Origin of the sequence: Ramlibacter aquaticus (genome assembly GCF_015159745.1) — a bacterium.
GTDB classification, from domain to species: Bacteria; Pseudomonadota; Gammaproteobacteria; order Burkholderiales; family Burkholderiaceae_C; genus Ramlibacter; species Ramlibacter aquaticus.
The window spans coordinates 1-19,495 of sequence record NZ_JADDOJ010000046.1; the positions used below are offsets into that span (position 1 = coordinate 1).

The following is a 19,495-nucleotide window of genomic DNA, read 5'->3' on the forward strand; positions in this document are numbered from 1 at the left end:
CTCGAGCGGTTGCCGACACACCCGGCCAGCCGGATCGACGAACTGCTTCCGCATCGCTGGGCACCGTCGGCCTGAGGGTCCTCACCGTAGGCCGGCAGCCGTCAAGGTGACTTGGCCGGACGCATACGTATTTCGGCAACAAAACATGGACTTTCGGGTTTCAGTGAAGTGACGCGCATGTGTCAGTTGTGTAAAAAGCGATGTTGGATGGGAGGGAGTGCAAACAAGGTGCTCCCGCGTCCGCACAGCGGGCAGGGCTCCCGAGGCCCTGCCTCCTTTTTTTAGGCTGGCACTGTCTGGAGAACACATGAATACCGGTCCAAACTTTAGGAAATCGGTCGTCACACGCGCCATCATCATGGCGATGTGCGGCACCGGGGCGATGCTGTTTGCGCAAGAGACCCTTGCGCAGCAGACATCCCAGGATTTGCAGCGCGTCGAGGTCACGGGCTCCGCGATCCGCCGTGTCGACGCGGAAACCGCGGTGCCTATCACGGTCCTCAAGACCGAGGACCTCAAGAAGCAGGGCCTGACGACCGTCGAGGAGATCGTCAACACGCTCGCCGGCAACCAGTCGCTGGTGGGCACCTCCAGTGCGGTCGGCTCGGCCTCGGGCGGCGCCTCCTTCGCCAACCTGCGCGGCCTGGGTGCCAACAAGACCCTGGTGCTGCTGAACGGCCGTCGCATCGCGAACAACGCGGCCGACAGCTCGGCGCCCGACCTGAACATGATCCCGCTGGCCGCCATCGACCGCATCGAGGTGCTGCGTGACGGCGCCTCCTCGCTGTACGGTACCGACGCCATCGGCGGCGTGATCAACTTCATCACCCGCAAGGACTTCACCGGCGGCGTCGCCTCGGCGCAGTACAGCCAGCCCCAGCACGCGGGCGGCAAGTCGGCCAACCTGAACATCGGCTACGGCCTGGGTGACCTGGACAAGGACAAGTACAACCTGTTCGGGTTCATCGACTACCAGAAGCAGGACCCGATCACCACCCAGCAGCGCGACTACACCCGGGCGTCGGCCAGCCTCAAGACCTCGGGCACCGGCTACCCCGGCAGCTACTCGCAGGGCGGCAACAACTACGGCGTGGACGCGCCCGGTTGTACCGGCCCCTTCGAAGTGTCGGCCGGCACCTACTGCCGCTATGCCTACGCCAACTGGGTCGACCTGATCCCCAAGAGCGAGCGCACTTCCGGCCTGGTGCGCGGGACCTTCAACCTGGGCGGCGACACCCGTGCGGCCCTCGAGTACTTCGGCAGCCAGAGCAAGGTCTGGACGAACATCGCCCCGGTGCCCTTCGCGGCCCTGACGGTGAACCCCGGCACCCGCTACTACCCGGGCAACGGCATCGTCCCCGCCCCCCCGGCGGACGCTGGCATCGACCCCACGCAGCCCCTGGACGCCCGCTGGCGTGACGTGCCGAACGGCCCGCGCGCGGACCGCAGCGAGAACAAGCAGCAGCGTCTGCTGGGCTCGCTGGAGGGCTCGACCGGCGCCTGGGACTGGGCGACCGGCCTCTCGTACAACGAGAACAAGATCACCAACTTCCTGACCGGTGGCTACACCAACGGCGACATCATCACGCCGGCCGTGGCCGATGGCACGCTGAACCCCTTCACCACGCAGCAGGACGCCGCGGGCCAGGCGGTGATCGCTTCCGCCGGCGTGCTGGGCCCGCTGTGGACCGCCAAGGGCCAGACCGTGACCCTGGACGGCCACGCCAGCCGCGAACTGGGTGACTGGTTCGGTTCCGGCCGCAACTCGGCGCTGGCCGTGGGCGCCGAGTTCCGCCGCGAGCAGTACCACCAGAACGCCAACGCCGCGATCGCCAGCCAGGTCGTCGCCAGCAGCGGCTTCGACCCGACGCTCAACAACGGCGGCTCGCGCAAGGTCTACGCCGTCTACGCCGAGCTGAACGTGCCGGTGACCAAGCGCCTGGAGGCCACCGCCGCCGCGCGCTACGACCACTACAACGACTTCGGCAGCACCTTCAACCCCAAGCTGTCGGTGCGTTGGCAGCCGGTGGATCCCCTGCTGGTGCGCGGCTCCGTGTCCAGCGGCTTCCGCGCGCCCTCGCTGTTCGACCTGTACGCCTCGCCCACGTTCACCAACACGGCGAACACCTGGGACGACCCGGTGCGCTGCGTCAATGGCAGCCCGTCCAACGCCTGCCAGCAGCAGTTCGAGGCCCTGACCGGTGGCAACACCAAGCTGAAGCCCGAGAAGTCCAAGAGCGGTTCGCTGGGCTTCGTGGTCCAGCCCGCGCAACAGTTCGACTTCGGCCTGGACTTCTGGTGGGTGGTGCTGCACGACCAGATCGGTTCGCTGACCGACACCTCGGTGTTCGGCGACCCCACCAAGTACGCGTCGCAGTTCAAGCGCGCGCCTGACGGCTCGCTCTCCTACGACGGTACCCAGTGCCCGGGCTCCAACTGCGGCTACGTCCTGCTGAACACCCAGAACCTGGGCAGCCTGATCACCAGCGGCGTGGACCTGACGACGTCCTACCGCTGGAAGCTGGACAACGGTGCGTCGACCACCTTCCGCATGGCCGGTACCTACGTCAGCCGTTATGACTACCAGACCGAGTCGGGTGGCGAGTGGTTCCGTGGTGCAGGTGCCTACACCGGCATCACCACGGTGTCCGGCGGCGGCCCCATCGTCCGCTGGCAGTACACCGCGTCGCTGACCTATGCGACGGCGAACTGGTCGGCTGGCCTGGTCAACCGCTTCAAGCGCGGCTACGACGACCAGAACGGTGGCCGCACGGGCGACTGGTCGGTGATCGACGTCTTCGGTTCGTACTCGCCCACCAAGGCGCTGACGCTGACCGCCGGCATCCGCAACCTGTTCGACCAGGCTCCGCCCTTCTCGAACCAGACCGCGACCTTCCAGCTCGGCTACGACCCGCGCGTCGCCGATCCCTTCGGCCGCACCTTCTACCTGCGCGGAACCTACCGGTTCTGATCCCGGCGCAGGCCCGCCCCCCGGCCCCGCCGGGGCGGTGGGCAGGCCCCGCAGTGCAGCACGAGCCACCGCTTCGGCGGTGGCTTTTTTTTGGGCGTGCGATGTGTACCTGGCGATGCCACTCGGCGCGTCGATCCGCAGGGCAGGAGCCCATGCTTTTGGAACGGGGGCACAACGCGGCGACCCCGGCGACCGCGGCGACCGCGCCGACCGCGTGCCACAGCCTGCAACCGCCTGCGAACACCTGCGGCCGGCGCTCAGGTGCTCGCGGTGGCCTCGGGCAGCTGGCGCTGCCGGGCGAGGCCGCTGAAGCGCAGCCCGGCCGCCGCGACGAGCAGGGCGCCGCCGCCGCCCAGCGCCAAGGCCATGCGCAGCCCGGCATGCTCGCCCACCCAGCCGCCCGCGAGCGCCCCGGGGATGGAGGGCAGCAGGATCAGCCAGCGCATGGTGCTGGTCATGCGGCCCAGGAGCGGCGCGGGCGTGAGCGCCTGCCGCAGGGCGAGGAAGTTGATGAAGATGAGCACGGCGCCGAAGCCGAAGCACGCCAGCATCAGCACGAAGCTGGCGACGCCCAGGGCCGTGGCGGGCGCGAAGGCCAGTTGCAGCCAGCCCAGGCCGCAGACCGCCAGGCCGCACAGCAGGCTGCGGCCGACACCGATGCGCTCCGCGATGCGGCGCCCCAGCGAGCCCGCCGTGATGGTGCCCAGCCCCAGCCCCACGTAGCACAGGCCGACCTGCTTCTCGTCCAGGCCGAGTTCGCGCGTGGCAAAGAGGATCTGCACCACCATCGCGGCCTGGTGGCAGAACTGCCACAGCCCCACGATCACCGCCATGGTGACCAGCATGCGCACGCGGAACACGAAACGCAGGCCGTCGCGCAGCGCGCCCCAGAAGCGCGCCGCGTCACCCGGGCCGCCCGGCGTTTCGTCGATGCGCAGGCCGCGCAGGATGGCGACGCTGCCCAGCAGCAGCGCCGCGTCGGCCAGCAGGGCCAGGGGCGCGCCGACCAGGCGGATCAGCGCGCCCGCCGCGCCGGGCCCCGTGACCTCGGCCAGGGAGCCCGCCAGGGCATTCTTGGCATGGGCCTCGACCAGGCGCTCGCGCGGCACGATCTGGGTCAGCACGATCTGCGAGGCGGACCCGGCGGTGGTGAACACGCAGCCGATCACGAAGGACACCGCGTACAGGTAGGGAATGGACAAGAGCCCCAGCGCCCAGGCGGCGGGCACGGACGCCAGCACCACCGCCACCGCCAGCTCGCCCGCGACATAGACCGGTAGCTTGCGCACCCGGTCCAGCCAGACGCCGGTGGGGAGCGAGAACAGGATGAAGGGCGCCAGCTCCATGGAGGTGAGCAGGCCCATCTGGGTGGGCGTGGCGTGCAGCAGCACCGCCGCGGTCAGCGGGATCGCGAGCATGGTGATCTGCGCGCCGAAGCCGCTGGTCAGGATGGAGAGCCAGAGCCGTCGGTACAGCCGGTCGCGCAGCAGGTCGTCCGGCGGCAGGGTCCAGGGCCAGCGCCAGCGCCCGCCCTGGGTGGGCGCGGGCGCTGGCGACGGGTCGGGCGACGCGGCGCCCGGCTCGCCCTCGCCCGGGTCGCCGCGCTTCATTCGTACAGCCAGCAGGCGGCCCGGCTCTGGGCGTCGACCGCGGCCAGCGGCGGCACCTCGGCCGCGCACTTGTCGAAGGCGCGCGGGCAGCGCGTGCGGAACACGCAGCCGCCGGGCAGGGCCAGCGGCGAAGGCAGCTCGCCCTGCAGCAGCTGCACCTTCTTCGCGCGCTCCAGGCGCGGGTCGGGGATGGGCACCGACGCCAGCAGCGCCTGCGTGTAGGGATGACGCGGCTGGCTGTAGAGCGCCTCCTTCGCGGCCAGCTCCATGACCCGGCCCAGGTACATCACCAGGATGCGCTGGCTGACGTGGCGCACCACCGCCAGGTCGTGCGCGATGAAGACCAGCGCCAGGCCCATCTCCTGCTGCAGGTCCTGCAGCAGGTTGATGATCTGGGCCTGGATGGAGACGTCCAGCGCGGACACCGGCTCGTCGCACACCACCAGCCTGGGCTCCAGGATGAGGGCGCGGGCGATGCCGATGCGCTGGCACTGGCCGCCCGAGAACTCGTGCGGGTAGCGGTTGAGGTGCGCCGCGCCCAGGCCCACGCGGTCCAGCATGGCGGCCACGCGCTCGCGCACCTGCGCCGCGGAGAGCTCGGGCCGGTGCGTGCGCAGCGGCTCGCCCACGATCTGGGCCACGTTCATGCGCGGGTTGAGCGAGGCCAGCGGGTCCTGGAAGACCATCTGCGCGTGGCGGCGCACGGCCTGCCACTGCGACGCGCCCGCGCCGCGCATCTCCTGGCCCATCCAGGCGATGCTGCCCGACTGCGAGGGCACGAGGTTGAGGATGGCGCGCGCCAGCGTCGACTTGCCGCAGCCGGACTCGCCCACGATGCCCAAGGTCTCGCCGGGGCGGATCTCGAAGCTCACGCCGTTGACCGCGCGCAGCGTGCGCCTGGGGGCCAGCAGGCCCTCGCCGCGCACGCTGAATTCCACGTGCAGGTCACGCACGGCCAGCAGGGGGGCGTCGGCGTTCATCACGAGACCACCTCTTCGGCCAGCTGCGCCACCTCGGACGGGTCGCGGTGGCAGGCGCGCAGCACCTGCGCGTCGGCGGCCAGCGGCACCAACGGCGGCCGTTCGGTGACGCAGCGGTCGGTCGCCAGGCCGCAGCGTTCGCTGAAGGGGCAGCCGGCGGGCAGGCGCGCCATGCTGGGCGGCAGCCCCGGGATGGCCAGCAGGCGGCCGCCTTCCTGCGACAGGCGGGGCACCGCACCCAGCAGGCCCACGGTATAGGGGTGCGTGGGCCGGTAGAAGATGCTGTCGGCGCTGCCCTGTTCCATCACCCGGCCGCCATACATCACCATGACCTGGTCGCACAGGCCGGCCACCACGCCCAGGTCGTGCGTGATGAGGATGATGGCCGTGCCGAAGTCGCGCTGCAGCTCGCGCAGCAGTTGCAGGGTCTGCGCCTGCACGGTCACGTCCAGCGCCGTGGTGGGCTCGTCGGCGATGAGCAGGTCCGGCTGGCACAACAGGGCCATGGCGATCATGATGCGCTGGCGCATCCCGCCGGAGAACTCGTGCGGATACATGCGGATGCGGCGCGGCGCGTCCGGGATGCGCACCTGCTCCAGGGTCTGGATGGCCAGGGCGAGCGCGGCCCGGCGCGTCAGGCCCTTGTGCAGCTCCAGCACCTCGGTCATCTGCCGCTCCACCGTGAGGTAGGGGTTCAGCGAGGTCATGGGGTCCTGGAAGATCATGGCCATGCGGTCGCCGCGCACGCGGTTGAGCTCGCGCTCGGGCAGGGTGAGCAGGTCCTGGCCATTGAACAGGGCGCGTCCGCTGGCCTGGCCGTTGGCGGCCAGCAGGCCCATCAGCGCCATCATGGTCTGGCTCTTGCCCGAGCCGCTTTCGCCGACGATGCCGAAGGTCTGGCCGCGCTCCAGCGCGAAGGAGACGCCGTTGACCGCATGCACAGCGCTGTCGGGCGTGTCGAAGCGGACGCTGAGGTTGTCGACCTGCAGCAGGGGAGAGGGTGCGGCCATGGTCAGCGTTCCTTGGGGTCCAGCGCGTCGCGCAGGCCGTCGCCGATGAAGTTGAAGCAGTACAGGGTCACCGAGAGCATCAGCGCCGGGAACACCAGCATCCAGGGCGCGAGCTGCATCAGGCGCGCGCCGTCCTCGATCAGGACGCCCCAGCTGGTCATGGGCTCCTGAATGCCCAGGCCCAGGAACGAGAGCACCGACTCGGTGAGGATCACGCCCGGCACCGTGACCGTGGTGTAGATGACGACCACGCCCATCAGGTTGGGCACGATGTGCGAGGCGATGATGCGCCAGGTGGGCACGCCGGTGGCGCGCGCGGCCTCGACGAATTCGCGCGTGCGCAGGGAGAGCGTCTGGCCGCGCACCACGCGGGCCATGTCCATCCAGGAGAAGGCGGTGATCGCCAGCACCACCAGGTAGAACTCGCGCCCCAGGATGGTGACCAGCAGGATCGCGATCAGCAGGTAGGGGATGGCGTACATCATGTCGACGATGCGCATCATCAGCCCGTCGACCTTGCCGCCCAGGAAGCCGGCGGTGGCGCCCCAGGCGATGCCGATGGCGACCGAGCACAGCGTCGCCAGCAGGCCCACCATGAGCGAGATGCGGCCGCCCACCAGGCAGCGCACCAGCAGGTCGCGGCCCGAATCGTCGGTGCCCATCAGGTGCCAGCCGTGCAGGCTGGGCGCCTGCATGATGGCGTCCCAGTCGGCGCTGTCGTAGGCGTTGGGTAGCAGCCAGGGGCCCACCACGCAGGCCACCGTCACCGCCACCAGGATGACCAGGCTGACCACGGCGGCGCGGTTGCGCCTGAAGCGGGCGCGGGCGTCGTCCCAGGGGCTGCGGCCCGCGGGGGCCGCGCCGGCGTTGCGCGCGGCGCTGTCGATGAGGGCCTGGCGGGCCGCGCTGGAGGTTTGCACGCGGGTGTCCATCAGTAGCGGATCTTGGGGTCGAGCGCGGCGTAGGCCAGGTCGACCAGGAGGTTGAGCGCCACGGCGATCAGCGTGATGAGCACCACCAGCCCCAGCACCAGCGTGTAGTCGCGGTTGCCGGCGCCGTTGACGATCAGCTTGCCGATGCCCGGCAGGGTGAACACGGTCTCGGTCACCAGGGCGGCGGTGATGGAGCCAATGGCCAGCGGGCCCATGAGCGACACCACGGGCAGCAGCGCGGGCTTGAGCGCATGGCGCAGCACCACGGTGCGCGTGGGCAGGCCCTTGGCCCGCGCCGTGCGTATGAAGTTGCTGTGCATCACCTCGATCATGCTGCCGCGCATCACGCGTGCGACGGTGGAGACGTTGATGATGGTGAGCAGGGCGACCGGCAGCACCAGGTAGCTGGGCGCGAAGTCGTCCCAGGTGCCGGCCGGCAGCCAGTGCAGCCCGAGCGCGAACACCAGCACCAGCAGGGGCCCGATGACGAAGGAGGGCACCACGCTGCCCACGTTGGCGACCAGCATCAGCAGCGTGTCCAGCCAGCGGTTCTGGCGCAGTGCGGCCCCTATGCCCATGGCCACGCCGATGAAGAAGGACAGCACCATGGAGATGCCGCCAATCGCCAGCGAGACCGGCAGGGCCGCGGCCACGAGCTCGTTCACGGTCCAGTCGGCGTAGCGGAAGGAGGCGCCCAGGTCACCGTGCAGCAGGTTGCGCAGGTAGTACAGGTACTGCTGCCAGGGCGGCAGGTCCAGGTGGTACTTGGCCTGCAGGTTGGCCAGCACCGCGGCCGAGACCACCTTCTCGTTGTCGAAGGGGCCGCCCGGCGCGGCGTGCACCAGGAAGTAGCTGGCGGTGATCACCGCCAGCAGCGTGGGAATCAGCGCCAGCAGGCGCCGCAGGGTGTAGGACCACATGGCTCACTCGATCAATGGGCCGGGCGCGCGGGTGGCGCGCCGGCGGAACAGGGAACGCGCGGGTGGCGCGCGTCAGTGCTTGATGATGTAGAGGTCCTGGCTGCGGAAGCGATCTTGCGCGTTCTGCAGCGAGTACCCGCCTACGTAGGACTTTACCAAACGCGGCAGTGAATACTGCAGCAAGGGCACGATGGGGTAGTCCTCCATGATCATGTGGATGCCCTCGTCGAGCAGCTGCTTGCGCCGCGCCGGGTCGACCTGTTGCAGGCCCTGCTCCAGCAAGGCCTCCGCCTTGCGGTTGCAGTTGAAGTTGTTGTTCTGGTCGGAGTCGCAGCGCACCAGGGCCAGGAAGCTGGTGACGTCGTTGTAGTCGGCGATGAAGCCGTTGCGCGCCAGCTGGAAGGTGCCGTCGTGACGCTTCTTGAGCAGCACCTTGAACTCCATCGCCTCCAGCTCGATGTCCAGCCCCAGCTTGGTCTTCCACTCCGACTGGGCGAAGATCGCCATCTTCTTGTGATATTCGCTGGTGTTGTAGGCCAGGGTGTAGCGCGTGCCCGGCTTCACGCCGGCTTCCTGCAGCAGGCGGCGGGCCTCGGCGACCTTCTTTTCCATGGGCCAGTGGGCCCATTCGTAGGTGTCGATGCTCGCGCCTTCCATGCCGCGCACCACCAGGCCATAGGCCGGCAACTGGCCGTCGGCGGTGATCTTCTCCGCCAGCACGTCGCGGTCCAGGACCATGGTCAGGGCCTTGCGCACGCGCACGTCCTTGAAGACCGGGTCCTGCGTCTGGAACGAGTAGTAGCGGATGCCCAGCATGGGCGCGTTGCGGATCTCGTTGGGCAGCTGGGCCTTGTAGTGCGCGTAGGTGCCGGGCGGCAGCGATTCGACCCAGTCGTTCTGGCCCGCCAGGTACAGCTTCACGTCGGCGTTGCCGTCGTCCACGGCGAGGTAGGACACCCGCGTGATGTAGACCCCGGCCGCGTTCCAGTACAGCGGGTTCTTCTCCAGCACCACCCGGCCGTTCACCACCCATTGCTTGAGCACGAAGGCACCGTTGCTCACCATCTTGCCGGGCTTGGTCCAGTTGCGGCCCCACTGCTCGACGGCCTTGCGGTAGATGGGGCCCAGGTTGTTGTTGGACATCACGCCCGGCAGGAAGGTCACGGGGTAGGGCGTCTGCACCACCACGGTCAGCGGGTCGGGGGCGCTCACGCCCACGGCCTCGGGCGGCAGCTTGCCGGTGGCCACCTCCAGGCCGTTCTTCAGGAAGACGCCATAGGTGCTGGCGTAGGTCGAGGCGGTCTTGGGGTCCAGGAAGCGGCGTATGCCGTAGACCACGTCCCCCGCCGTGACGGGCTCGCCGTTGGACCAGCGTGCATTGCCGCGCAGGTGGAAGACCCAGGTGAGCGGGTCCTTCTGCTCCCAGCGCTCGGCGAGGCCGGGCACGATCCGGCCCTCGGCATCGTTGGCCGTGAGGGCCTCGAACAGGTCGCGCGTGATGTTGTTGGCGCCCACGGATTCCGCCAGGGCCGGGTCCAGGGTTTCGGGCTCGGAGCCGTTGTTGCGCACCAGGGTCTGGGTGGGGTTCAGCACCACGCCGGGCGGGAGGGTGAGGGCCGCGGCCGGGAACGGGACGCAGGCGGCGGCCGCCAGGGCCAGCAGCAGGCGGCCGGCGCGCGCGCGCAGGAAAGTGTCGATGGATTGCATGGTTGTCAGGGACGCGCTTCGGACTCGCGGGCGGTGTCTATGTCCACGTAGCGCCAGAAGTCGCGGGCGAACGGGTGTCGCATGTAGCCTACCAGCCAGGGCTGCCACATGTCGGTCAGCACCCGGTGGACCCGCGCCTTGTAGGGCATGTAGGCCACCAGCAGGCGGTTCGCCTCGCGCAGCACGGCGTCGCGTTCGGGCCCTTCCGGCATCAGCTGCTGCTTGCGGTAGAGGGCGTCGTAGGCGGGCAGCGAGAAGCGCGCGAAGTTGAGTTCGCCGATGGCGCCGCCGTACATGTACTGCAGCACTTCGGCCGAATCCGGCGAGGTGCCCGCGTCGCCCAGGGCCCACACCATCAGCTTGCCGGCGCGCGCCGCCTTCAGCTGCTCGGGCCACTGGCCCAGGCGCAGCACCAGGCGGATGCCGATGGCGTCCAGGTTCTTCTTCATGACCTCGTCCAGCTCACGGCTGTCCGAGCGCCCGCTGCTGTCGTAGTAGAGCACCAGCGGGCTGCCGTCGGGCATGTCGCGCCAGCCGTCGCCGTTCTTGTCGGTGTAGCCGTACATGTCCAGCAGCGCCACCGCGCGCGCCGGGTCGAAGCTGCCCATCTCGGTGCGCCACTTCGGGTCGTAGCTGGAGGTGTTGGGCATGATGAAGCTCTGGGCCACGATGGCCTGGCCGCGTCGCGGCAGCCGCACTTCCTCCTCGCTGTTCAGCGCCAGCGCGATCGCGCGGCGCAGCGCCACCTTGTCGGCCGAGTAGCCGCCGACCACCTTGTCCGTCATGTTGAAGAACAGCATGGTGACGTCGGTGGAGGGCACGCGCGCCATGCCGATGCCGCGCTTGGCGAGGTTGGGCGCCAGCGTGCCGTTCGGCGCGGCCTGGTTGACGAAGGTGGCGGGCAGCTCGACCAGGTCGTGCTCGCCGTTCAGGAAGGCCAGCCAGCGCGGCTGGTTCTCTTCGATGATGGAGATCACCACCTTGTCCACCATGGGCAGGCGCCGGCCGCGCAAGCGGGCGGCGATCGCCTGCGCCTGCGCATCGTCCGCGGCCGGCGTGCCGTCGAAGTATTCCTCGCGGAAGTTCGGATTGCGCACCAGGGTGAGCTGCGAGGCGCGGCGCCAGGACTGCAGCATGAAGGCGCCCGTGCCCACGGGGTGCTCCATGATGCGGTCGCCGTAGGTTTCCACCACCTCGCGGGCCACCACCGAGCCGGTCAGGGAATCGGCCAGCTGGTAGAGCATGCGGGGCCGCGGCTCGGCGAGCTGGAAGCGCACGGTGTAGCGGTCCAGGGCCTTCACGCCCTCCACCTCGGCGTCGTAGTCGAAGTGGCCGGAGGACTCGGCCCGGGCACGCAGCGCCTCCAGCCCCACCGGCTTCAGGCCGGCCAGGGTGTCGTAGTAGGGGCTCTTGGTGGCCGGGTCGAAGAAGCGCTTGAAGCTGTAGACCACGTCCGCCGCGGTCAGCTCGCGCTTGCGGCCGTGGAAGGCCGGGTCGTCCGCGAAGTAGATGCCCTTGCGCAGCTGGAAGGTCCAGGTGCGGTAGTCGGGCGACACCACGGGCATGGCCTCGGCGAGGCTGGGGCGCAGCTGCGCCGGGCGGGCCAGGTAGTCGTACTTGTAGGGCCGGTCGAAGATGTTGGCGATCACCCGGGCCGAATACAGGTCGCTGACCTGGGCCGGGTCGAAGCCGGTCTCGGCCACGTTGAAGGCGTAGCGCAAGACCTTTTCGGCGGGAGGCGGGCCGGCCGCGGCAGCGGGTTGCTGCGCGAGGAGGCCGCCCAGTGCCAGGACCAGGCTGGTGGCCCGGACCCAGTGTCGGATGTTCATGGTAGGAAACACCTAGATGGACGAAAGGAGGGCGAAGCATAATCCGCGCCCAGAGGACCGCCATGAGCGGTTATCCCTAAGGTCCAGCCGCCCACCCGCGGCGATCCCACAAGGTGTCCATGCCGACCTTCATCGCCAGGCGCATCGCCCAGATGATCCCCACGCTCGCGGGGGTCATTGTTCTGGTCTTCCTGCTGTTCAAGTTTTTCGGGGGCGACCCGGCGGAAATCCTGGCCGGCCTGCGGGCCACGCCGCAGCAGGTGGCGTCCATCCGGCACCAGCTCGGCCTGGACCGGCCCCTGCTGGAGCAGCTGTGGCTGTTCACCCGGCAGGTGCTCACCCTGGACTGGGGTCGCAGCTGGGCCACCCAGGAGCCGGTGAGCCAGATCTTCGCCACCCGGCTGCCCGCCACCCTGACCATCATGCTGCCCATCCTGGTGCTGGACCTGCTGCTGGCCGTGGGCTGCGGGATGGCGGTCGCCTACGTGCGAGGCAGCCTGACCGACCGCGCCGTGATGGTCCTGAGCACGGTGGCGCTCTCGGTGAGCTTCCTGGTGTACGTGATCCTCGGCCAGTACCTCTTCGCCTTCCGCCTGGGCTGGTTCCCGGTACAGGGCTGGAGCACCAGCACGCTGACCAACCTGTTCGTGTACGCGCCCCTGCCGGTGGCCCTGGCGGTGCTGGTGGGCCTGGCGCCCAACACGCGCCTGTACCGCAGCTTCTTCCTCGACGAGATCGGCCAGGACTACGTTCGCACCGCCCGCGCCAAAGGCGTTCCCGAGCGCACCATCCTGTTCCGCCACGTGCTGCGCAACGCGCTCATCCCCATCCTCACCAACGTGGCCACGCAATTGCCCGGCATCTTCATCGGCTCCTTCCTGATCGAGGTCTTCTTCTCCGTTCCGGGCCTGGGCCGCGAGGTGTTCCAGGCCGTGGGGCGCAGCGACTACCCCGTCATCCAGGCCGCCACGGTCTACCTGGCGGCCCTCACCATGGTCATCAACCTGATTACCGACCTGCTGTACCGCTGGGTCGATCCCCGGGTGGTGTTCCAGTGAGCGCGCTGCTGTCCGAGCCGCTGCCCCAGGCGCAGGTCGAGGCCCTGCCGCGCTCCCCGGGCACCTGGGCCCAGGCCTGGGCCCGGCTGCGGCGCGACCGCGTGGGCCTGGCCTCGCTCGCCGTGGTGCTGGCCTTCATGGTGCTCGTGCTGCTGGCGCAGGCCGGCCTGGTGGCCCGCCACTGGCAGCAGGAGGTGGGCGTGCCTTTCGCCCCGCCCACCCTGCTGGGCGCGGACCCGGCGGCCAAGGCCCAGCGCAGCGAGGAGAAGCTGCCGGTGGACGACATCTCCGCCGTGGACCCGCTCGCCCCGCGCTACGCCGAGTGGGCGCGGCGTGCGGCCCAGGTGAAGACCGTCGAGGCCCCGCGCCAGCTCACGCTGCCCCTGGGCGGCGACCGCCTGGGCCGCGACGTGCTCGCCAAGGCGATCAAGGGCGCGCAGGTGTCCATCCTGGTGGGCATCTTCGCGGCGCTGCTGGCCACGGTGGTGGGCACGCTGCTGGGTGCGCTGGCCGGCTACTTCGGCGGCTGGATCGACGACGCGCTGGAGTGGCTCTACAACGTGTTCACCGCCGTGCCCTACATCCTGCTGATCTTCGCGCTGGCCGCGGTGTTCAAGTCGGGGCCGCTCTCGCGCAGCCTGGACGGCACGCTGGTGCCCGTGGTCGTGATCCTCGGCGTGGTCGGCTGGACCGGCATCTACCGCCTGGTGCGGGCCGAGTACATCAAGCACCGTTCGCGCGAGTACGTGCGGGCCGCGGAGGCCATCGGTGCGGGCCATCTCTCGCGCATGTTCGGCCACATCCTGCCCAACGTGAGCCACGTGGTGCTGGTGCAGCTGAGCCTGTCGGTGGTGGGCTTCATCAAGGCCGAGGTGATCCTGTCCTTCCTCGGCATGGGCGTGCCCATCGACATGGTCAGCTGGGGCACCATGCTGAACGAGGCCCAGACCGAGCTGGTGCTGGGCAAGTGGTGGCAGCTCGCCGCCGCCACCGCCTTCATGGCGGTCTTCGTCACCGCCTTCGCGCTGCTCACCGACGCGCTGCGCGACGCGATGGACCCCAAGCTGCGCTGAAGGCATGCCCATGGACGACAAGCTGATCGAGATCCGCGACCTGCGCGTGGGCTTCCGCATGGGGGGCGAACGCTTCGAGGCGGTGCGTGGCGTGAGCTTCGACATCCCCGCCAACACCACCGTGGCCCTGGTGGGCGAATCGGGCAGCGGCAAGAGCGTGAGCGCGATGAGCATCGTGCGCCTGCTGCCGCCCAACGCCGAGGTCGACCCGGCCAGCCGCATCCTGCTGCGCGGCCGCGACCTGGCGCAGGCCTCGCCCGAGGAGATGCGCCGCCTGCGCGGCAAGGAGATTTCCGTCGTCTTCCAGGAGCCCATGAGTTCGCTCAATCCGGTGCTCACGGTGGGCGCGCAGGTGGCCGAGGTGCTGCGCATTCACACCGACCTGGGCGCGCGCGCCGCGCGCGACCGCAGCCTGGAGCTGCTGGACGAGGTCGGCATCCCCGAGGCGCGGGCCCGGCTGGACGCCTACCCGCACGAGCTCTCGGGCGGCCAGCAGCAGCGCGTGATGATCGCCATCGCGATCGCCTGCGAACCGCAGCTGCTGATCGCCGACGAGCCCACCACCGCGCTGGACGTCACCGTGCAGCGCCAGGTGGTGGACCTGCTCGCCCGGCTGCAGCAGCGGCACCGCATGAGCATGCTGTTCATCAGCCACGACCTGGGGCTGGTGGGCGAGGTGGCGCGCGAGGTGGTGGTGATGCGCCACGGCGAGGTGCGAGAGGCCGGCCCGGTGCAGCGCATCTTCGACGCGCCCCAGGACGCCTACACCCGCGCGCTCCTGGCCTGCCGTCCGCGCCTGGACGCCCGCCCGCGCCGCCTGCCGGTGATCGACGACATCATGGCCAGCAAGCCGGTGGACACGCGCGAGCGTCCCAGCCGGCCCGCCGAGGGCGAGCCGCTGGTCCAGGTCCAGGGGCTGCGCAAGGCCTACCGCCTGCGCACCGGCCTGCTGCGCCGGCGCGAGGTGGAGGCCGTGCGCGACGCCGACTTCAGCCTGCACCGCGGCCGCACGCTGGGCGTGGTGGGCGAGTCGGGGTCGGGCAAGACCACGCTGGGCATGATGCTCACGCGGCTCACCCAGGCCAGCGCCGGCCGCATCCTGTTCGAGGGCCAGGACCTGGCCACCCTGGGCCCGCGCGCGCTGCAGCCGCTGCGCCGCCGCATCCAGATCATCTTCCAGAACCCCTACGCCAGCCTGAACCCGCGCTTCTCCATCGGCCAGATCCTGATGGAGCCCATGCGCATCCACGGCATCGGCGCGAACGAGGACGAGCGCGCGCGGCTGGCCCTGGGCTGGTTGCGCAAGGTGGGCCTGCCGGCGGAGGCCTTCGGCAAGTACCCGCACGAATTTTCCGGGGGCCAGCGCCAGCGCATCGCCATCGCCCGCTGCCTCACGCTGCAGCCCGAGATCATCGTCTGCGACGAGAGCGTCAGCGCGCTGGACGTCAGCGTGCAGGCCACGGTGCTCAACCTGCTGCTGGACCTGCAGGAGGAATTCGGCCTCAGCTACGTGTTCATCAGCCATGACCTGGCCGTGGTGAAGTACATGGCCGACGACATCCTGGTCATGAACAAAGGCGAGATCGTCGAGCGCGGCGAGGCCGGCGCGATCTACGCCAACCCGCAGCATCCCTACACGCGGCAGCTGCTTGCCGCCATCCCGCGCGGCCTGGCCGCGCATGCCCCCGCCCGCGCCGCCGCATGACGAACCGAGCCCTTCGCCTCCTGTCCCGGCCCGCGCTCGCCGCGGGCCTGTTCCTCGGGCTGGCCGCGCCCCTGCTGCCCGGCATCGCGGTGGGCCAGGCGCGGGCTGCCGCAGCGGCGCCGGCGCAGGTGCAGGTGCTGCGACAGCGCATCACCAAGGCCGACGAGCTGCCCCGCTTCAGCTACCCGGTGCAGGGCAGCGTGGAAGCGCTAGTGCGCGACCCGCAGAAATTCGCCGCCTTCTCCGGGGCCGTGCAGCGTGACACGCAGTCCGTGCTGGACCGCTACGACATCGCCGAGAAGTCCACCCACCGCCAGCTGCTGAACACCCTGGCCCAGGCGGCCCTGCTGGAAGAGCGCTGGGACGATGCCCTGCACCTGGCCGACGAGATTCGCACCCTGCAGGAAAAGCCCGCCGAGCGCCTGCTCACCGGCCTGCAGCTGCGCGCCATCGTCGCGGCCGCGCGCAAGGTCGGCAACCGGCGCTCGCCGGAGTTCGCGGCCGAGGTCGGACGGCAGCTCGCGGCGGCCCTGGAGCCGCTGCCCTTCCTGGTGGTGCGCAACGACATCCAGGGCGCCAAGGCCTCGGCCGAGCAGATCGGCGAAGGCCTGGCGATGGGCTCGGTGCGCAACGTGCTGCAGCCGGTGGCCGACCGCAGCGGCGCGCTCAGCTCCGACCTCGCGCCCGGCGTCATCTCCACGCGCTACGTGCTGGAGTACGTGCTGCCCCTGAAGGAGGTCTTCGCCGCCACCTACAAGGCCTACCTCGCCGCGCACAAGGTCGACAAGCCCGACATCTGGGCGGCACGCGACGCGGCCTTGCCGCCGGGCCGCAACTTCACGCCGGTCAAGGTCGTGATCTGGGACAGCGGGGTGGACACTTCGCTGTTTCCTGGCCGCCTGGTCGAACGGGACGGCCAGCCCGCCTTCATCGCCTTCGACCTGGAGGCCAGGCCCTCCGCCTCGCCGCTGCGGCCCATCCCGCCCGCGCTGCTGCCGCGGCTGGATGCGCTGCAGGCGCGCAGCAAGGGCCTGTCCGACCTGCGCTCCAACATCGACAGCCCGGAGGCGGCGGCCGTGCGCACGCTGCTGTCCACCCTCACGCCCGAGCAGTACAAGACGGTGATCGAGGAGCTTCGCCTGGTGGGCAACTACCAGCATGGCACCCACGTGGCCGGCATCGCGGCCGCCGGCAACCCCTACATCCGGCTCGCCAACGCGCGCATCGAGTTCGGCCACACGCTGCTGCCCGATCCCTGCCCGACGCCGTCGCTGGAAGCGCGCACGACCGACAACTTCGCGCGCTACGCCGATTTCATCCGCGGCACCGGCGCCCGCGTGGTCAACATGAGCTGGGGCGGCAACCTGCGCGCCTACGAGGTCGAACTGGAGCAGTGCCAGATCGGCAAGGACCTGCGGGAGCGGCGCGAGATCGCGCGCCGCTATTTCGAGGCCCACCTCAAGGCGCTCACCCAGGCCATGGCCGCTCTGCCCGAGGTGCTGTTCGTGGCCTCGGCGGGCAACAGCGGCAACGACCCCAGCTTCCAGGACGCCTACCCCTCGGGCATCGTGCTGCCCAACCTGGTGGTGGTGGGCGCGGTCGACCAGGCCGGCGACGAAACCGGCTTCACCAGCTACGGCCCCACGGTCGCCCTGCACGCCAACGGCTACCAGGTCGACAGCGTGGTGCCGGGCGGGCGCCACATCGCCTTCTCGGGCACCTCCATGGCCGCCCCGCAGGTGACCAACCTCGCGGCCAAGCTGCTGGCCGTGAACCCCGCGCTCAAGCCGGCCGAGCTCATCGCCCTGATGCGCCAGACCGCCGACCGCTCTGAAGACGGGCGCCGCGTGCTGATCGATCCGAAGAAGGCGCTGGCGCAAGCCGGCGCAGCGCTGTGACCGGCCTGCGCCGCCGCACCCTGTTGCTGGCCCTGGGCGGGGCCGGCACCTGGCCCGCCGCGTTCGCCGCCGGCCCGGCCGACCCTGCGGACGCGGCCGAGGTCCCGCCCGCCGTGATGCTGCACGGGCTGTTCCAGCGCTACTGGGAAGCGCAGGCCCGGCGCCATCCCGAAGAGGCCACGCTGCGCGGCGACCTGCGCTACAACGACCGCTGGACCGACACCTCGCTCGCGGCCCGGGCGGAGGAGGACGCGGCCGTGCGCGGCTGGCTGGCCGAGGCACGGGCCATCCCGCGCGAGGCCTTGCCGCCGGTCGACCAGGTCTCCCTGGACCTCTTCGTGCGCCGCCTGCAGGACGCCGTCGAAGGGCAGGCCTTCACCGGCTGGCGCGGCATGCTCATCGGCAGCATGGGTGGCCCGCAGGTGGACCTGTCCGGCTTCCTGCAGCGCGTGCCCGTGGACACCCTGGCCCAGGCCGAAGCGCTGCTGCTGCGCCTGGCACGCTACCCCGCGGTGGTCGAGGGCCAGCTCGCGCAGTTGCGCGAGGGCATGGCGCTGGGCTGGGTCAGCCCGCGCGAGGTGCTGCGCCGTGCACTGGCGCAGCTGGACGAGCAGCTCGCCCAGCCGGTGCAGACGGGCCCCTGGTTCGAGCCGCTGCGGCGCCTGGGTGCGGCCATCCCGGCCGCCGAGCAGCAGCGCCTGCGTACCGCCGCGGCCGGGCAGATCGAGACCCGCGTGGTGCCCGCGCTGCGCGCCCTGCGCGCCTTCATGGCCGACACCTACCTGCCGCGTGCGCCCGAGCAGGGCGCACTGGCGAGCTACCCCGGCGGCGAGAACGCCTATGCCTTCGTCGCCCGCACCTCGACCACCACGTCGCTCGCGCCGCGCGAGATCCACGAGATCGGCCTGCGCGAATTGGCTTCGCTGCGTGCCGAGATGGAAACGGTGATGCGCAGCACCGGCTTCCGCGGTGAATTCAGCGCCTACGTCGCCCAGCTGCTGGCCGACCCGCACCAGTACCACGAGAGCCCGCAGGCGCTGCTGGCCGGCTACCGCGACATCGCCAAGCGCCTGGACGCCCAGCTGCCGCGGCTGTTCGCGGAGCTGCCGCGCATCCCCTACGGCGTGAAGGCCATGCCCGCGCACATGGGCCCCGACACGGCCGAGTACTACGAGAGCCCGGCCCTGGACGGCAGCCGCGCCGGCTTCTTCAATGCCAATGCCGTGGGCTTCCGCAGCCGGCCCAAGTGGCGCATGGCCACCCTGGTGGCCCACGAGGCGGTGCCCGGCCACCACCTGCAGATCGCGCGCGCCATGGAACTGCGCGGCCTGCCCGAGTTCCGCCGCGAGGCCGGCTACACCGCCTTCGTCGAGGGCTGGGCCGTGTACGCCGAAACCCTGGCGCGCGAGGTCGGCATGTACGAGGAGCCGACCAGCCTGTTCGGGCACCTGCAGTGGCGCGCCTTCCGCGCGGCGCGGCTGGTGGTGGACACCGGCCTGCAGACCGAGGGCTGGAGCCGGCAGCGCGCCATCGATTTCATGGTCGAGCGCACCGGCATGGACAGGTCCTTCGTGGAGTCGGAGGTCGACCGCTACATCTCCGACCCCGGCCAGGCACTGGGCTACATGGTGGGCGCGCTGCGCTTCAAGGCCTTGCGCGAGCAGGCCCATGCCGCCCTGGGCGAGCGCTTCGACCTGCGCCGCTTCCACAACCTGGTGCTGGACAGCGGCGCCCTGCCGCTGGACGTGCTGGAGCACCAGGTGCAGGCCTGGATCGCGGCCGAGAAGCAGCACGCGGCCTGA

13 protein-coding genes are annotated in these 19,495 nt (G+C 70.4%); 6 read left to right on the top strand and 7 right to left on the bottom strand.

Going from position 1 to position 19,495, the window contains the following annotated elements:
* The first annotated feature begins 307 nt into the window (after positions 1-307).
* Positions 308-2,971, top strand: coding sequence for a TonB-dependent receptor (locus tag IM725_RS12095; RefSeq protein WP_193780854.1), 2,664 nt, complete (start codon positions 308-310; stop codon positions 2,969-2,971).
* A 257-nt stretch (positions 2,972-3,228) separates the two neighbouring features.
* Here IM725_RS12095 and IM725_RS12100 read toward each other — a convergent pair whose 3' ends face one another.
* The 7 genes from IM725_RS12100 to IM725_RS12130 form a co-directional block, all read right to left on the bottom strand.
* Positions 3,229-4,581 carry an MFS transporter gene (locus tag IM725_RS12100; protein ID WP_193780855.1) on the bottom strand — a complete coding sequence of 451 codons (1,353 nt, stop codon included), beginning with the start codon at positions 4,579-4,581 and terminating at the stop codon, positions 3,229-3,231.
* Positions 4,578-5,561, bottom strand: a complete 984-nt coding sequence (locus tag IM725_RS12105) for an ABC transporter ATP-binding protein (RefSeq protein ID WP_193780856.1) — start codon at positions 5,559-5,561, stop codon at positions 4,578-4,580. Before IM725_RS12105 ends, IM725_RS12100 begins: the two co-directional genes overlap by 4 nt.
* Positions 5,561-6,571 (bottom strand): ABC transporter ATP-binding protein, encoded by a 1,011-nt coding sequence (locus IM725_RS12110; RefSeq protein ID WP_193780857.1) that lies wholly within the window; start codon positions 6,569-6,571, stop codon positions 5,561-5,563. The genes IM725_RS12105 and IM725_RS12110 overlap by 1 nt, the downstream gene beginning before the upstream one ends.
* 2 nt (positions 6,572-6,573) lie before the next feature.
* Complete coding sequence (locus IM725_RS12115; protein ID WP_193780858.1) at positions 6,574-7,503, bottom strand: ABC transporter permease; 930 nt, start codon at positions 7,501-7,503, stop codon at positions 6,574-6,576.
* Entirely contained in the window at positions 7,503-8,423 is a 921-nt protein-coding gene (oppB, locus tag IM725_RS12120; protein ID WP_193780859.1) for an oligopeptide ABC transporter permease OppB, read from the bottom strand. The genes IM725_RS12115 and oppB overlap by 1 nt, the downstream gene beginning before the upstream one ends.
* A gap of 72 nt (positions 8,424-8,495) precedes the next feature.
* On the bottom strand, positions 8,496-10,130 hold the full coding sequence (locus IM725_RS12125) for a peptide ABC transporter substrate-binding protein (RefSeq protein WP_193780860.1): 1,635 nt from the start codon (positions 10,128-10,130) through the stop codon (positions 8,496-8,498).
* A 5-nt stretch (positions 10,131-10,135) separates the two neighbouring features.
* The gene (locus IM725_RS12130; protein WP_193780861.1) at positions 10,136-11,959 is read right to left on the bottom strand and encodes an ABC transporter substrate-binding protein; all 1,824 of its coding nucleotides are present in this window, start codon (positions 11,957-11,959) and stop codon (positions 10,136-10,138) included.
* A gap of 119 nt (positions 11,960-12,078) precedes the next feature.
* Between IM725_RS12130 and IM725_RS12135 the strand changes: the two genes are divergently transcribed.
* The 5 genes from IM725_RS12135 to IM725_RS12155 are packed head-to-tail and all read left to right on the top strand — an operon-like array spanning position 12,079 to position 19,495.
* On the top strand, positions 12,079-13,017 hold the full coding sequence (locus tag IM725_RS12135; RefSeq protein WP_193780862.1) for an ABC transporter permease: 939 nt from the start codon (positions 12,079-12,081) through the stop codon (positions 13,015-13,017).
* A 5-nt stretch (positions 13,018-13,022) separates the two neighbouring features.
* Positions 13,023-14,090, top strand: coding sequence for an ABC transporter permease (locus IM725_RS12140; protein ID WP_227753776.1), 1,068 nt, complete (start codon positions 13,023-13,025; stop codon positions 14,088-14,090).
* A 4-nt stretch (positions 14,091-14,094) separates the two neighbouring features.
* The gene (locus IM725_RS12145; protein WP_193780863.1) at positions 14,095-15,795 is read left to right on the top strand and encodes an ABC transporter ATP-binding protein; all 1,701 of its coding nucleotides are present in this window, start codon (positions 14,095-14,097) and stop codon (positions 15,793-15,795) included.
* Positions 15,792-17,693 carry a S8 family serine peptidase gene (locus IM725_RS12150; RefSeq protein WP_193780864.1) on the top strand — a complete coding sequence of 634 codons (1,902 nt, stop codon included), beginning with the start codon at positions 15,792-15,794 and terminating at the stop codon, positions 17,691-17,693. The genes IM725_RS12145 and IM725_RS12150 overlap by 4 nt, the downstream gene beginning before the upstream one ends.
* Positions 17,690-19,495, top strand: a complete 1,806-nt coding sequence (locus IM725_RS12155; protein WP_287066624.1) for a DUF885 domain-containing protein — start codon at positions 17,690-17,692, stop codon at positions 19,493-19,495. Before IM725_RS12150 ends, IM725_RS12155 begins: the two co-directional genes overlap by 4 nt.